The 13570-nt window shown below is 60.7% G+C and carries 14 protein-coding genes; 8 read left to right on the forward strand and 6 right to left on the reverse strand.

The features are described 5' to 3' along the window. Positions 1 to 109 precede the first annotated feature (109 nt). Positions 110 to 1156, forward strand: coding sequence for a dihydroorotase (gene pyrC, locus PFLCHA0_RS24135; protein WP_015636815.1), 1047 nt, complete (start codon positions 110 to 112; stop codon positions 1154 to 1156). Further along, positions 1153 to 1824, forward strand: coding sequence for a ribonuclease T (rnt, locus tag PFLCHA0_RS24140; RefSeq protein ID WP_015636816.1), 672 nt, complete (start codon positions 1153 to 1155; stop codon positions 1822 to 1824). Before pyrC ends, rnt begins: the two co-directional genes overlap by 4 nt. A 70-nt stretch (positions 1825 to 1894) precedes the next feature. Here the strand turns inward: rnt and PFLCHA0_RS24145 are convergent, their stop codons facing one another. Next, on the reverse strand, positions 1895 to 2497 hold the full coding sequence (locus PFLCHA0_RS24145) for a peroxiredoxin (RefSeq protein WP_011063111.1): 603 nt from the start codon (positions 2495 to 2497) through the stop codon (positions 1895 to 1897). A 324-nt stretch (positions 2498 to 2821) separates the two neighbouring features. Here PFLCHA0_RS24145 and PFLCHA0_RS24150 point away from each other — a divergent pair, with 324 nt between their 5' ends. Further along, positions 2822 to 3040: a bacterioferritin-associated ferredoxin gene (locus PFLCHA0_RS24150; protein ID WP_011063112.1), complete on the forward strand. Its 219-nt coding sequence runs from the start codon at positions 2822 to 2824 to the stop codon at positions 3038 to 3040. 212 nt (positions 3041 to 3252) lie between these two features. Next, complete coding sequence (gene bfr, locus PFLCHA0_RS24155) at positions 3253 to 3726, forward strand: bacterioferritin (protein WP_011063113.1); 474 nt, start codon at positions 3253 to 3255, stop codon at positions 3724 to 3726. 177 nt (positions 3727 to 3903) lie between these two features. Here the strand turns inward: bfr and grxD are convergent, their stop codons facing one another. The 3 genes from grxD to PFLCHA0_RS24170 all read right to left on the reverse strand — a co-directional run bounded on the left by grxD (position 3904) and on the right by PFLCHA0_RS24170 (position 6873). Then, a complete protein-coding gene (grxD, locus tag PFLCHA0_RS24160) occupies positions 3904 to 4242 on the reverse strand; it encodes a Grx4 family monothiol glutaredoxin (RefSeq protein WP_011063114.1) in 339 nt (112 codons plus the stop codon). A gap of 96 nt (positions 4243 to 4338) precedes the next feature. Beyond that, on the reverse strand, positions 4339 to 6447 hold the full coding sequence (locus tag PFLCHA0_RS24165; RefSeq protein WP_015636817.1) for a molybdopterin oxidoreductase family protein: 2109 nt from the start codon (positions 6445 to 6447) through the stop codon (positions 4339 to 4341). Between the two features lie 135 nt (positions 6448 to 6582). Beyond that, a complete protein-coding gene (locus PFLCHA0_RS24170) occupies positions 6583 to 6873 on the reverse strand; it encodes a hypothetical protein (RefSeq protein WP_015636818.1) in 291 nt (96 codons plus the stop codon). Positions 6874 to 7288: 415 nt separating this feature from the next. Between PFLCHA0_RS24170 and argF the strand changes: the two genes are divergently transcribed. Both argF and PFLCHA0_RS24180 read left to right on the forward strand, forming a co-directional pair. Then, on the forward strand, positions 7289 to 8209 hold the full coding sequence (gene argF, locus PFLCHA0_RS24175; protein WP_011063117.1) for an ornithine carbamoyltransferase: 921 nt from the start codon (positions 7289 to 7291) through the stop codon (positions 8207 to 8209). Beyond that, positions 8206 to 9315, forward strand: coding sequence for an ABC transporter ATP-binding protein (locus tag PFLCHA0_RS24180; protein ID WP_011063118.1), 1110 nt, complete (start codon positions 8206 to 8208; stop codon positions 9313 to 9315). Before argF ends, PFLCHA0_RS24180 begins: the two co-directional genes overlap by 4 nt. A 76-nt stretch (positions 9316 to 9391) precedes the next feature. Here the strand turns inward: PFLCHA0_RS24180 and PFLCHA0_RS24185 are convergent, their stop codons facing one another. Continuing rightward, on the reverse strand, positions 9392 to 10174 hold the full coding sequence (locus PFLCHA0_RS24185; protein ID WP_041752529.1) for a PhzF family phenazine biosynthesis protein: 783 nt from the start codon (positions 10172 to 10174) through the stop codon (positions 9392 to 9394). Positions 10175 to 10291: 117 nt separating this feature from the next. Then, positions 10292 to 10762, reverse strand: coding sequence for a Cys-tRNA(Pro) deacylase (gene ybaK, locus PFLCHA0_RS24190; RefSeq protein ID WP_015636821.1), 471 nt, complete (start codon positions 10760 to 10762; stop codon positions 10292 to 10294). Between the two features lie 371 nt (positions 10763 to 11133). Between ybaK and PFLCHA0_RS24195 the strand changes: the two genes are divergently transcribed. Both PFLCHA0_RS24195 and glpK read left to right on the forward strand, forming a co-directional pair. After that, positions 11134 to 11982 carry an MIP/aquaporin family protein gene (locus PFLCHA0_RS24195; RefSeq protein ID WP_015636822.1) on the forward strand — a complete coding sequence of 283 codons (849 nt, stop codon included), beginning with the start codon at positions 11134 to 11136 and terminating at the stop codon, positions 11980 to 11982. 76 nt (positions 11983 to 12058) lie between these two features. After that, entirely contained in the window at positions 12059 to 13564 is a 1506-nt protein-coding gene (gene glpK, locus PFLCHA0_RS24200) for a glycerol kinase GlpK (protein ID WP_015636823.1), read from the forward strand. Positions 13565 to 13570: the final 6 nt, after the last annotated feature.

Consider the following 13570-nt stretch of genomic DNA (forward strand, 5'->3'; position numbering starts at 1 on the left):
ACGCCATACCTTCGGGATATCGGTTGCTCGTCGCAAAACTTGATAGCGAGTGCCTGGAAGAGTCTTTTCCGGTAGCATTCCCCCGAGTTTTACCCGCCTGGAACCTCCAATGTCCGACCGCCTGACCCTGCTGCGTCCCGACGACTGGCATATTCATCTTCGCGATGGGGCCGTGTTGCCCAATACAGTCGCAGATGTCGCGCGCACCTTTGGCCGCGCCATCATCATGCCCAACCTGGTACCTCCGGTGCGCAACGCCGCGGAAGCCGACGCCTATCGCCAGCGCATTCTAGCTGCGCGCCCGGCCGGCAGCCGCTTCGAGCCACTGATGGTGCTCTACCTGACCGACCGTACCCAGCCGGAGGAAATCCGCGCGGCCAAGGCCTGCGGTTTCGTCCACGCCGCCAAGCTGTACCCGGCCGGCGCGACCACCAACTCGGATTCGGGCGTGACCAGCATCGACAAGATTTTCCCGGTGCTTGAAGCCATGGCCGAAGTCGGCCTGCCGCTGTTGATCCACGGCGAGGTAACCCGCGGCGACGTCGACGTCTTCGACCGCGAGAAAATCTTCATCGACGAGCACATGCGGCGTGTGGTTGAACGCTTCCCCAGCCTGAAAGTGGTGTTCGAACACATCACCACCGCTGAAGCCGTGCAGTTCGTCAAGGAGGCTTCGGCCAACGTTGGCGCAACCATCACCGCGCACCACCTGCTGTACAACCGCAACCACATGCTGGTGGGCGGTATTCGTCCGCACTTCTATTGCCTGCCGATCCTCAAGCGCAACACCCACCAGGAAGCCCTGCTGGATGCGGCCACCAGCGGCAACGCGAAGTTCTTCCTCGGCACCGACTCGGCACCTCACGCCCAGCACGCCAAGGAAGCCGCTTGCGGTTGCGCCGGCTGCTACAGCGCCTACGCCGCCATCGAGCTGTACGCCGAAGCGTTCGAACAACGCAACGCCCTGGATCAGCTGGAAGCTTTCGCCAGCCTCAACGGCCCGCGCTTCTACGACCTGCCGGCCAACACCGACAGCATCACCCTGGTCCGTGAAGAATGGACCGCTCCTGCCAGCCTGCCGTTTGGCGAGCTGACTGTCATTCCGCTGCGCGCCGGTGAAAAACTGCGCTGGCGCCTGCTGGAGGATCACTCGTGAGTGACGACCATTTCGACGACGAACAAGAAGGTAACAGCGGCGGTCCTCGCCATCCGATGGCGGCACGCTTTCGCGGTTACCTGCCGGTAGTCGTCGATGTTGAAACCGGTGGCTTCAACTCGGCCACCGACGCCCTGCTGGAAATTGCCGCAACCACCATCGGCATGGACGAAAAAGGCTTCGTGTTCCCCGAACACACCTACTTCTTCCGGGTCGAGCCTTTCGAAGGCGCGAACATCGAAGCTGCAGCCCTGGAATTCACCGGGATCAAGCTTGATCATCCCCTGCGCATGGCTGTGAGCGAAGAAACCGCCCTCACCGATATTTTCCGCGGGGTGCGCAAGGCGCTGAAGGCCAATGGCTGCAAGCGCGCCATCCTGGTAGGCCACAACAGCAGCTTCGACCTGGGCTTCCTGAATGCCGCCGTGGCGCGCCTGGACATGAAGCGCAATCCGTTCCACCCGTTCTCCAGCTTCGATACCGCCACTCTGGCTGGCCTGGCATACGGCCAGACCGTGCTGGCCAAGGCCTGTCAGAGCGCAGACATCGACTTCGACGGTCGCGAGGCCCACTCGGCTCGCTACGACACAGAGAAGACCGCCGAGCTGTTCTGCGGCATCGTCAACCGCTGGAAACAGATGGGCGGCTGGCAGGATTTCGACGACTGAATAGTCGCTTTCCTTTGCCCCATAAAAAAACCGGCCCTAAGGCCGGTTTTTTTATGCGTGACGCCAAGCCTTACAGCTTGCCGGCGTTCTCGCTCAGGTAAGCAGCAACGCCTTCTGGCGAAGCGGTCATGCCCTTGTCGCCTTTCTTCCAGTTGGCAGGGCAGACTTCGCCGTGCTCTTCGTGGAACTGCAGAGCGTCGACCAGACGGATCAGCTCTTCCATGTTGCGGCCCAGTGGCAGGTCGTTGACGATCTGCGAGCGGACAACGCCTTTGTCGTCGATCAGGAACGCGCCACGGAAAGCCACGCCGCCTTCGGACTCAACGTCGTAGGCCTTGGCGATTTCGTGCTTCATGTCAGCAGCCATGATGTATTGAACCTGACCGATGCCGCCGGCATTGATCGGGGTGTTACGCCAGGCGTTGTGAGTGAAGTGCGAGTCGATGGACACAGCGATCACTTCAACATTGCGTGCCTTGAAATCAGCCATGCGGTGGTCCAGAGCGATCAGCTCGGACGGGCACACGAAGGTGAAGTCCAGTGGGTAGAAGAACACCAGGCCGTATTTGCCTTTGATGGCCGAGGACAGGGTGAAGCTGTCGACGATTTCGCCATTGCCGAGAACGGCCGGAACGGTGAAGTCAGGGGCTTGTTTGCCTACGAGTACGCTCATTGGATATCTCCTGGTGTGGACGTAGTAATGAAGAAGAAGGGTTGGCCCCGAGCCTGCCATGCTGATACGACAGCCCCGTGACGTGCGCCCTCTTCGCAAGGACCGACCATCATACACGGCGTTTTTAAGCTGTCCTTAGTGGTTTTTCCTCTGGCCGGCCTCCAACGCGAAAAATGCGAATGATCTGTCATTAATGCCAAGAAAAGCCGTTCGTCACTCAAGCAAGAATCAGCAACAAAGGGCGTCGAAACCACTTTGACAATCATTCTCGTTAACATTAAGATCCATCGCAATTGAGCCCTAACCAGCGACGGTTCTCATCTTATGTATGTCTGCCTCTGCACCGGTGTCACCGACGGACAAATTCGCGAAGCGATCTACGAAGGTTGCTGCAGCTACCGCGAAGTACGCCAGGCCACCGGCGTTGCCAGCCAGTGCGGCAAATGTGCCTGCCTGGCCAAGCAAGTGGTTCGCGAAACCCTGACCGAATTGCAGAGCAGCCAAGCGGCAATCCCCTACCCTGTGGAATTTAATGTCGCCTGATTTAATCAATAATTAGCGGCGTTACAAACAACCGGACCTGGCGTCCGGTTTTTTTATGCCTGTAATTCAATCGCTTAGAGACAAAACGCGGAACACAAACATTCTTATTCCGATTAATTTTCATATATTATTCAATAACTTAGGTTTGACAGTAATGTTCATGCAGCTCAGACTCTGCCCATGTTCCACTAAATACAGGGCAGGACCCCATCATGAAAGGCGACATTACAGTCATCCAGCATCTCAATAAAATCCTTGCCAATGAACTGGTCGCGATCAATCAGTACTTCCTGCATGCGCGCATGTATGAAGATTGGGGCCTGAACAAGCTGGGCAAGCACGAGTACCACGAGTCCATCGACGAGATGAAGCATGCGGACAAGCTGATCAAGCGCATCCTCTTCCTCGAAGGCCTGCCCAACGTCCAGGACCTGGGCAAGTTGCATATCGGTGAGCACACCAAGGAAATGCTCGAATGCGACCTGCGTATCGAGCGCACCGGCCATGCCGACCTCAAGGCCGCGATCGCCCATTGCGAATCGGTTGGTGACTTCGGCAGCCGTGAACTGCTGGAAGATATTCTGGAATCCGAAGAAGAGCATATCGACTGGCTGGAAACCCAATTGGGCCTGATCGATAAAGTGGGTATCGAGAACTATCTGCAATCGCAAATGGGTGACGAGTAACTCAACTCGTAATACCCGAAGAATAAAAAAGCCCCGCTTCTCATATGAGAGCGGGGCTTTTTTTTATTACGCGGATATGTTCGCGTAACAAACCGAAGCAGAGTGCTTGCCGCAAGTTTCCGAGAATCACACGAGTAGCATGTCGATTCCCGGAAACCCTCGCGAGCAGGCGCGCTTTTACGCTTCGGTCTTGGCAGCGGCTTTTTCGGCAGCGGCCTTGATCAGGCTCTGCAATTCACCGTTGGCGAACATTTCAGCCATGATGTCGCTGCCGCCGACCAGCTCACCGGCCACCCACAGTTGTGGGAAGGTTGGCCAATTGGCGTACTTGGGCAGGTTGGCGCGAATTTCCGGGTTCTGCAGGATGTCCACGTAAGCGAACTTCTCACCACAGCCCATTACGGCCTGAGCGGCTTTGGCAGAGAAGCCGCACTGCGGGGCATTCGGCGAGCCTTTCATGTAAAGCAGAATGGTGTTGTTGGCAATCTGCTCTTTAATAGTTTCGATGATATCCATGGAACACCTCGGCTGAACTTTCCGACTCTGTTGTCGGCACGGTGGCGCATTGTAACGGAATCCTGAGCACCCTGCTCGGCCTCTCCGACAGACATCTCAGGCCGCCTGCACCCTGACCGGCACCCCGTTCAACGCTGCATTTCCCGACAGCACATCGAGCTGGCGCTCGTCGGTCAGGTCATTGGCGCTGCAACCCGGCTGCTCCGTGGCTATGTTCATCTGCACGCCCGGACGCCCATGCCCCCAGCCATGGGGCAGGCTCACAACCCCCGGCATCATCTCGGCGCTGGCCAGCACTTCGACTTCCACCGCGCCGACCCGTGAACTGATGCGTACCCGTTGACCGTCCTGCAAACCCCGGTGAGCCAGATCCTGCGGATGCATCAGCAGTTGGTGACGAGGCTTGCCCTTCACCAGGCGGTGATAGTTGTGCATCCAGGAGTTGTTACTGCGCACATGCCTGCGGCCGATCAACAACAATTCCCCCTCCTGCGGCGCCTCCAGGGCAGCAAAGCGCTCCAGGTCGGCCATGATCGCCGGCGGCGCAGCCTGGACCCGCAGGTTTTCGGTTTTCAGGCGCCCGGCCAGATTCGGCTGCAGCGGCCCCAGATCGATGCCATGGGGATGCTCGGCCAGCGTCGCCAATGACAGCTTGAACGGCGAGGCGTCGCCATAAGGCCCGGCACGCAGCCCCATATCAATCATTTGCGCCGGAGCGATGGTCGGCTTGAGCGAGCTTTCGGTGCGCTCGGCAAAGGCCTTGGCCAGGCCGACGAAGATCTCCCAGTCGTGCAGTGCACCTTCGGGCTTGGGCAGGATCGCCCGGTTGAAACGGCTGACATTGCGCACCGCGAACAGATTGAACGTGGTGTCGTAGTGATCATTTTCCAGGGCCGAGGTGGACGGCAGGATCAAGTCGGCATAGCGGGTGGTTTCGTTGATGTACAGGTCGATGCTGAGCATGAACTCCAAGCCATCCAGCGCCTGCTCCAGCTGCCGGCCATTGGGCGTGGACAGCACCGGGTTGCCCGCCACCGTGATCAGCGCCCGTACCTGCCCCTCCCCTTCGGTGAGCATCTCTTCTGCCAGGGCCGACACCGGCAACTCGCCGCCGTATTCCGGAAGCCCGGAAACCCGGCTCTGCCAGGCATTGAAGTGGCCGCCCGAAGTCGCCGCTACCAGATCCACCGCGGGGCTGGTACACAAGGCGCCACCCACGCGGTCGAGGTTGCCGGTGACCAGGTTGAGCAATTGCAGCAACCAATGGCACAGCGTGCCGAAGGCCTGGGTCGAGACGCCCATGCGCCCGTAGCAGACCGCTCTGTCGGCCGAGGCGAAATCCCTGGCCAGTTGGCGGATCTGTGGCGCCGCAATGGCGCACAGGGGGCTCATCGCCTCCGCCGTGAACCGGGATATGGCCTGGCGCACCTCGGCCAGCCCATCCACCTGCAAGTGACTGTCGCGGGTCGGCCCCTCTTCGAAGATGCTGTTGAGCAGGCCAAACAGCAGCGCGACATCGCCCCCCGGGCGGACAAACAGATGCTGGTCGGCCATGGCCGCGGTTTCGCTGCGCCGCGGATCGACCACCACTACCTTGCCGCCACGGGCCTGGATCGCTTTCAGGCGCTTTTCCACATCCGGAACGGTCATGATGCTGCCGTTGGACGCCAGGGGATTGCCGCCAAGAATCAACATGAAATCGGTGTGATCGATATCCGGAATCGGCAACAGCAAGCCGTGGCCATACATCAGGTAGCTGGTCAGGTGCTGAGGCAATTGGTCGACCGAGGTAGCCGAGAAGCGATTGCGCGTCTTGAGCTGGCCGAGAAAGTAGTTGCTGTGGGTCATCAGCCCATAGTTGTGCACGCTGGGATTGCCCTGGTAGGTCGCCACCGCGTTGTTGCCATGACGCTGCTGAATGCTCGCCAGCCGCTCGGCCACCAGGGCAAAGGCCTCGTCCCATTCGATCGGTTGCCACTCATTGCCAACCCGGCGCACCGGCTGGCGCAGGCGGTCCGGGTCATTCTGGATATCTTGCAAGGCCACGGCCTTGGGGCAGATATGACCGCGGCTGAAACTGTCCTGAAGATCGCCCTTGATCGAGCTGATGCGCGGAGCACTGCCGTCTTCTTCAGTGATTTCCAGGCTCAGGCCACAGATGGCCTCACACAGGTGGCAGGCACGGTGATGGAGAGTCTTGGTCATGGCCAGTCTCTATTGTTTGAGAGCGCAGCGTATTCGCTTGCCGGAAGCAAAAACTATGGGCGCTCCCCTGACAGGACACCAGTGACGTTCGTCCCATGAATTCACGGCCATCAGCCCCGGCCATGATCGGCGCCTTCAGTTGGAGGGCAACCGTGGCGGCCCATCCGCTGAGACGTGGGTGGTTGCATCCACGGCCTCCCGCTCTCCATAGCCACCCGAGAGTTGTGCGAGCAATCGCCAATGCTCGTCCAGGCCTGCACTGAGGCTCATCATCCGGTCGATCATCTTGCGCGCGGCCGCTCGGGTCACCGGATCTTCACTGCGCAGCAGCTCGAAGGAAAACGCCGTCACCGAAGCTGTCATGTCGGTGAGTGCCCGGGCCGTGAGCCCCAAGAGCGTCATCAGTTGTTGCTCCCTGGATTCCATCGTTCACCCGCCCCTGCCACTGATTCGCCTTTATAACCTCAGCACTTTGCATTAGGAAATGTTTCAGGCTGCCAGCCCGCGGATTATCCGGGACGCAGCCCCCGCCCTCCAGGTCAGAAAACGACTGCATGGGCATCACCCGCGCCGCGCTCGATTGCCAAGGCGCGCCGGGGCAGTGTACAAATGCCCGGCTGCTGTCTGGAAACTGGTCTCAAAAGTGCCAGCGCATTCGCGTCCTGGCCTCTCATGCCCATAATCGCCGTAGCACTACTATTGGTAAGACGCGACATTTAATTATAAGATCGCGCCTTCCCCTATTTCGTCGCCCCGTGCGGCTTTCGCCGCAGGTCCAGCCCGTTGTTCGACTAAACAAGGCTTTGAGAATCTGCGGTCCGTTGCAAAAAGGTAGTTAATGATGAGCGCAAGGCACTTTCTCTCCCTGATGGATTGCACGCCCGAAGAGCTGGTCAGTGTGATTCGTCGAGGCATCGAGCTGAAGGACCTGCGTAACCGCGGCGTACTCTTCGAGCCCTTGAAAAATCGTGTGCTTGGCATGATTTTCGAGAAGTCGTCGACCCGAACCCGACTGTCCTTCGAAGCCGGCATGATCCAGCTGGGCGGCCAGGCCATCTTCCTTTCGCCACGGGACACTCAACTGGGGCGCGGCGAGCCCATCGGCGACTGCGCCATCGTCATGTCGCGCATGCTCGATGCCGTGATGATCCGCACCTTTGCCCACAGCACCCTGACCGAGTTTGCGGCCAACTCCCGCGTACCGGTGATCAACGGCCTGTCCGATGACCTGCACCCCTGCCAACTGCTGGCTGACATGCAGACGTTCCTCGAGCATCGCGGCTCGATTCAGGGCAAGACCGTGGCCTGGATCGGCGACGGCAACAACATGTGCAACAGCTATATAGAAGCGGCCATCCAGTTCGACTTCCAACTGCGCATCGCCTGCCCTGAAGGCTACGAGCCGAACGCAGACTTCGTCGCTCAGGCCGGCGAGCGCGTGACCATCGTCCGCGACCCTCGCGAAGCCGTGCGTGGCGCCCACCTGGTGAGCACCGATGTCTGGACCTCCATGGGCCAGGAAGAGGAGACCGCCAAGCGCCTGCAACTGTTCGCTCCCTTCCAGGTCAACCGTGCACTGCTGGACCTGGCCGCCGAGGACGTTCTGTTCATGCATTGCCTGCCCGCCCACCGCGGTGAAGAAATCAGCCTCGACCTGCTGGACGACCCGCGTTCGGTGGCCTGGGACCAGGCGGAAAACCGCCTCCACGCACAAAAGGCCCTGCTCGAATTCCTCGTCGAGCCGGCGTACCACCACGCATGAGCCAGCCCTTGCTACTGAACCTGCGCAACCTCGCTTGCGGCTACCAGGACCAACGCGTGGTGCAGAACCTCAACCTGCACCTCAATGCAGGGGATATCGGCTGCCTGCTGGGCTCATCCGGCTGCGGCAAGACCACCACCCTGCGCGCCATCGCCGGGTTCGAGCCGGTGCATGAGGGGGAAATCCAGCTGGCGGGCGAGACCATCTCCAGCGCCGGTTTCACCCTGGCGCCGGAGAAACGCCGGATCGGCATGGTGTTCCAGGACTACGCCCTGTTCCCGCACCTGAGCGTGGCCGACAACATTGCCTTCGGCATTCGCAAACACCCGCAGAAAGAGCGGGTGGTGGCCGAACTGCTGGAGCTGGTGAACCTGAAGAGCCTCGGCCAGCGCTTCCCCCACGAACTGTCCGGTGGCCAGCAACAACGGGTGGCCCTGGCTCGTGCCCTGGCTCCCGAACCACAACTGCTGTTGCTGGACGAGCCCTTCTCCAACCTCGACGGCGAACTGCGACGCAAGCTCAGCCACGAGGTGCGTGACATCCTCAAGGCCCGTGGCACCAGTGCGATCCTGGTCACTCACGACCAGGAGGAAGCCTTTGCCGTGAGCGATCAGGTAGGGGTATTCAAGGAAGGCCGCCTGGAACAGTGGGACACACCGTACAACCTCTACCACGAACCCCAGACGCCCTTCGTCGCCAGCTTCATCGGTCAGGGCTACTTCATTCGCGGCCAGTTGAGCAGCCCGGAATCGGTACAGACCGAACTCGGCTTGCTGCAGGGCAACCGTGCCTACACCTGGCCAACCGGCGGTGCGGTGGATGTGCTGTTGCGTCCGGACGACATCGTCCACGCCCCCGACAGCGCCTTGAAAGCCCGCGTCGTGGGCAAGACGTTCCTCGGCGCCTCGACCCTGTATCGCCTGCAACTGCCCACCGGCAGCCAGCTGGAATCGATCTTTCCGAGCCACGCCGATCATCAGGTCGGCGCCGACGTGGGTATCCGGGTCGCGGCGGAACACCTGGTGCTGTTCCAGGCCTCGGGCAGTACCGCAGCGCAGATCCCGCAAAGCGACTCAGGGGTGCGCCGCTACAGCAGCGCGCATTGAGCCGTCTTCGCTGGCAAGCCAGCTCCTACGACAGCCCACTGTAGGAGCCGGCTTGCCGGCGAAACACCCAGCACAGTCATGGCAGATGCAACTGCCCACTGGCAATCAGCCGGGCATGCCCACCGATCTTCACCCGCTCACCTTCCAGACGACAAAACAACGCGCCACCTCGGGCAGAGCACTGGTAAGCGCTCAACTGCGGCTTATCCAAACGCTGCGCCCAGTAAGGCGCCAGGCAGCAATGGGTGGATCCGGTCACCGGGTCCTCATCGATACCAATGGCGGGGGCAAAATAGCGCGAGACAAAGTCGTGCTGCTCCCCGCGCGCAGTCACGATCACCCCGGGCCAGGGCAATTTCGCCAGCGCCGTCATATCCGGCCGGCACTCACGCACCGCCTGCTCCGACTCCAGCACGGCCAATAGCTCGTTGGCCCCCAGCAATTCGACGACCTCAACCCCCAGCGCTTGCGCCACCGCCTCCCGCCCTGCCTGGCTGCTCGGGCTGCGCAGCGGGAAATCCAGCCACAACAGGCCCTCTTCACGGGTGACACTCAGGGGCCCGGACTGGCTGAGAAAGTCGATACGCTGCGCGGTCTGGCCATAAACCTCGAACAACACATAGGCAGTGGCCAAGGTTGCATGCCCACACAACGGCACTTCCGTCACCGGGGTGAACCAGCGAATCCGCCAGCCCTGGGCCTCACGCACCACAAAAGCGGTCTCTGCCAGATTGTGCTCGGCAGCAATCTGCTGCATCAGCCTGTCATCGAGCCAGGACTCAAGCCGGTAAACCATGGCCGGATTACCCGCGAACGGGCGCTCGCTGAACGCATCGACCTGATGAAACTCAAGCTGCATATCCCTTCTCCGTGAATAACTGGCCCCCAGCATGGGCCCTGGCCCCCAACGGGGGACAGACACAGAAGTCGGGATTTTCCTGCATACAGCAGCGGCCCTGGCCGCAGCCGTTGCGACTCAAGGACGACCGATATCGGCGAACCTGGCCTGGGTATGCTCGGCCAGCACCGTCGGCGCCAGCTCGACTTCCAGGCCACGGCGCCCGGCACTGACAAAGATGCTGGCGAACGGCTGCGCACTGTTATCGATAAAGGTCCGCAGGCGCTTCTTCTGCCCCAGCGGGCTGATGCCTCCCAGCAGGTACCCCGTGGCGCGCTGGGCGGCAGCCGGGTCGGCCATTTCAGCCTTCTTCACGCCCGCTGCGTGGGCCAGGGCCTTCAGGTCAAGACTTCCGACGACCGGCACCACCGCCACCAGCAACTCACCCTTTTCACTGCTGGCAAGCAAGGTCTTGAACACCTGCGCAGGATCAAGATCAAGTTTCTCCGCGGCCTCCAGGCCATAGGAGGCGGCCTTGGGGTCATGTTCGTAACTGTGGATGCGATGTTCGGCGCGAACTTTTTTCAGCAGGTCCAGTGCAGGGGTCATGGCAGCTCCAGGCGAGGAATGAAAAGGCAAAACCAAGCGCGCGAATTTTAGGTCATTCACCAGCAAAAGGCTCTATTCCAAGCCTTGATAACCGGCCCGTGTGCCTACGAAAGCAACCATGCCTGTCGTTCCCGCGACTATGCCCCGGAATCATTCATTTGATTGATATCTATAAAATGACCATCCGTTCACTTTCGACCTTTGACAGCGGTGTTTCTTGTCTATATTTTTTCGTTTCTGAATATCATGCGGTAGATCCAAGGTTGTACCCAGTAGCAAGGCGAGGTCGGAATGGGGATTCCGCCTTCGTTTGAAGTCGCGCTCCATGCCTTTTGCAGCAGCGCCAGACAACAACAAAAATCGAGGTTCACATGACAACTGCTCTGCAACAACCGTCGCTATCGGGCCAATGCATCGCCGAGTTTCTGGGTACTGCGCTGTTGATCTTCTTCGGCACCGGTTGTGTCGCCGCGCTCAAGGTCGCGGGGGCCAGCTTCGGCCTATGGGAAATCAGCATCATCTGGGGGATCGGCGTGAGCATGGCGATCTACCTGACCGCCGGAGTTTCCGGCGCGCACCTGAACCCGGCCGTGAGCATCGCCCTGTGCCTGTTCGCCGATTTTGAGAAGCGCAAACTGCCGTTCTACATCCTCGCCCAGATCGCTGGCGCCTTCTGCGCGGCGCTGTTGGTTTACACGCTGTACAGCAACCTGTTCTTCGATTTCGAACAAACCCACCAGATGGTCCGTGGCTCCCAGGCCAGCCTGGAACTGGCCTCGGTGTTCTCCACCTTCCCCAACCCGGCGCTGTCCACTGCCCAGGCGTTCCTAGTGGAGCTGGTGATCACCGCCATCCTGATGGGAGTGATCATGTCCCTGACCGATGACAACAATGGCCTACCGCGCGGCCCGATGGCTCCGCTGCTGATCGGCCTGCTGATTGCCGTGATCGGCAGTGCCATGGGCCCGCTGACCGGGTTTGCGATGAACCCGGCGCGGGACTTCGGGCCTAAACTGATGACGTTCGTGACCGGCTGGGGTGAAATTTCCTTCACCGGCGGCCGTGATATTCCGTATTTCCTGGTGCCAATCTTCGCTCCGATCCTCGGCGCCTGCCTGGGTGCTGCAGCCTATCGCGGCTTGATTGCCCGCCATTTGCCCAGCGCTGCTGTCGCCCCGGAGGCCGAACAGGTCACCGAAGGCAAAGTCAAAGCTTCCTGAATCCAGTGGCGCGTGATCCTGCCCAAATCGATCGCGCGCCTGTTCTCACTCCCTTATTTCGTCCAAGGCAATCGACATGACCGACATTCAGAATAAGAACTACATCATTGCCCTCGATCAGGGTACGACCAGTTCCCGGGCGATCATTTTCGATCGCGACGCCAACGTGGTCTGCACCGCCCAGCGTGAATTCGCCCAGCATTACCCTCAGGCCGGCTGGGTCGAACATGACCCGATGGAAATCTTCGCCACCCAGAGCGCGGTGATGGTCGAGGCCCTGGCACAAGCCGGCCTGCATCACGACCAGGTGGCCGCCATCGGTATCACCAACCAGCGTGAAACCACTGTGGTCTGGGACAAGAACACCGGCCGGCCGATCTACAACGCCATCGTCTGGCAGTGCCGCCGCAGCACCGAGATCTGCCAGCAGCTCAAGCGCGACGGCCTGGAAGACTACATCCGCGAAACCACAGGCCTGGTGACCGACCCCTACTTCTCCGGCACCAAGCTCAAGTGGATCCTCGACAACGTCGAAGGCAGCCGCGAGCGTGCGCGCAACGGCGAGCTGCTGTTCGGCACCATCGACAGCTGGCTGATCTGGAAATTCACCGGCGGCAAGACCCACGTCACCGACTACACCAACGCCTCGCGCACCATGCTCTTCAACATCCACACCCTGGAGTGGGACGCGAAGATGCTGGAGGTGCTGGACATCCCGCGGGAAATGCTTCCGCAGGTGAAGTCCTCGTCGGAAATCTACGGCCGCACCAAGAGCGGCATCGCCATCGGCGGTATCGCCGGCGACCAGCAGGCCGCGCTGTTCGGCCAAATGTGCGTCGAGCCGGGCCAGGCCAAGAACACCTATGGCACCGGCTGCTTCCTGCTGATGAACACCGGCGACAAGGCGGTTAAATCCCAGCACGGCATGCTCACCACTATCGCCTGCGGCCCCCGTGGCGAAGTGGCCTACGCCCTGGAAGGTGCAGTATTCAACGGCGGTTCCACCGTGCAGTGGCTGCGTGATGAACTGAAGATCATCAACGACGCCCACGACACCGAATACTTCGCCGGCAAGGTCAAGGACAGCAACGGCGTGTATCTGGTGCCGGCCTTCACCGGCCTGGGTGCTCCCTACTGGGACCCCTATGCCCGTGGCGCGCTGTTCGGCCTGACCCGCGGCGTGCGCGTGGACCACATCATCCGTGCCGCCCTGGAGTCCATCGCCTACCAGACCCGCGACGTGCTCGACGCCATGCAGCAGGACTCCGGCGAACGCCTCAAAGCCCTGCGGGTGGACGGCGGCGCCGTGGCCAACAACTTCCTCATGCAGTTCCAGGCCGACATCCTCGGCACCCAGGTGGAACGCCCGCAAATGCGTGAAACCACCGCCCTGGGCGCTGCCTACCTGGCGGGCCTGGCCTGCGGTTTCTGGGGCAGCCTGGAAGAACTGCGGGGCAAGGCGGTGATCGAGCGCGAGTTCGAACCACAACTGGCGGAAGCGGAAAAAGAAGGCCTGTACGCAGGCTGGAAGAAGGCCGTCAGCCGCACCCGCGACTGGGAACCCCACGACGAGGCCAAATAAGCCAAG

Origin of the sequence: Pseudomonas protegens CHA0 (genome assembly GCF_000397205.1) — a bacterium.
In the GTDB taxonomy this organism is placed as follows: Bacteria; Pseudomonadota; Gammaproteobacteria; order Pseudomonadales; family Pseudomonadaceae; genus Aquipseudomonas; species Aquipseudomonas protegens.

Excerpts from the sequence above, each read along its gene's own strand:
- PFLCHA0_RS24185 (WP_041752529.1), bottom strand. The coding sequence starts at position 10,174 with ATGCAGCTTGAGTTTCATCAGGTCGATGCGTTCAGCGAGCGCCCGTTC.
- grxD (WP_011063114.1), bottom strand. The coding sequence starts at position 4,242 with ATGGATATCATCGAAACTATTAAAGAGCAGATTGCCAACAACACCATT.
- PFLCHA0_RS24180 (WP_011063118.1), top strand. The coding sequence starts at position 8,206 with ATGAGCCAGCCCTTGCTACTGAACCTGCGCAACCTCGCTTGCGGCTAC.
- argF (WP_011063117.1), top strand. The coding sequence starts at position 7,289 with ATGAGCGCAAGGCACTTTCTCTCCCTGATGGATTGCACGCCCGAAGAG.
- PFLCHA0_RS24170 (WP_015636818.1), bottom strand. The coding sequence starts at position 6,873 with ATGGAATCCAGGGAGCAACAACTGATGACGCTCTTGGGGCTCACGGCC.
- PFLCHA0_RS24150 (WP_011063112.1), top strand. The coding sequence starts at position 2,822 with ATGTATGTCTGCCTCTGCACCGGTGTCACCGACGGACAAATTCGCGAA.
- PFLCHA0_RS24195 (WP_015636822.1), top strand. The coding sequence starts at position 11,134 with ATGACAACTGCTCTGCAACAACCGTCGCTATCGGGCCAATGCATCGCC.
- bfr (WP_011063113.1), top strand. The coding sequence starts at position 3,253 with ATGAAAGGCGACATTACAGTCATCCAGCATCTCAATAAAATCCTTGCC.
- pyrC (WP_015636815.1), top strand. The coding sequence starts at position 110 with ATGTCCGACCGCCTGACCCTGCTGCGTCCCGACGACTGGCATATTCAT.
- PFLCHA0_RS24165 (WP_015636817.1), bottom strand. The coding sequence starts at position 6,447 with ATGACCAAGACTCTCCATCACCGTGCCTGCCACCTGTGTGAGGCCATC.
- ybaK (WP_015636821.1), bottom strand. The coding sequence starts at position 10,762 with ATGACCCCTGCACTGGACCTGCTGAAAAAAGTTCGCGCCGAACATCGC.
- PFLCHA0_RS24145 (WP_011063111.1), bottom strand. The coding sequence starts at position 2,497 with ATGAGCGTACTCGTAGGCAAACAAGCCCCTGACTTCACCGTTCCGGCC.
- glpK (WP_015636823.1), top strand. The coding sequence starts at position 12,059 with ATGACCGACATTCAGAATAAGAACTACATCATTGCCCTCGATCAGGGT.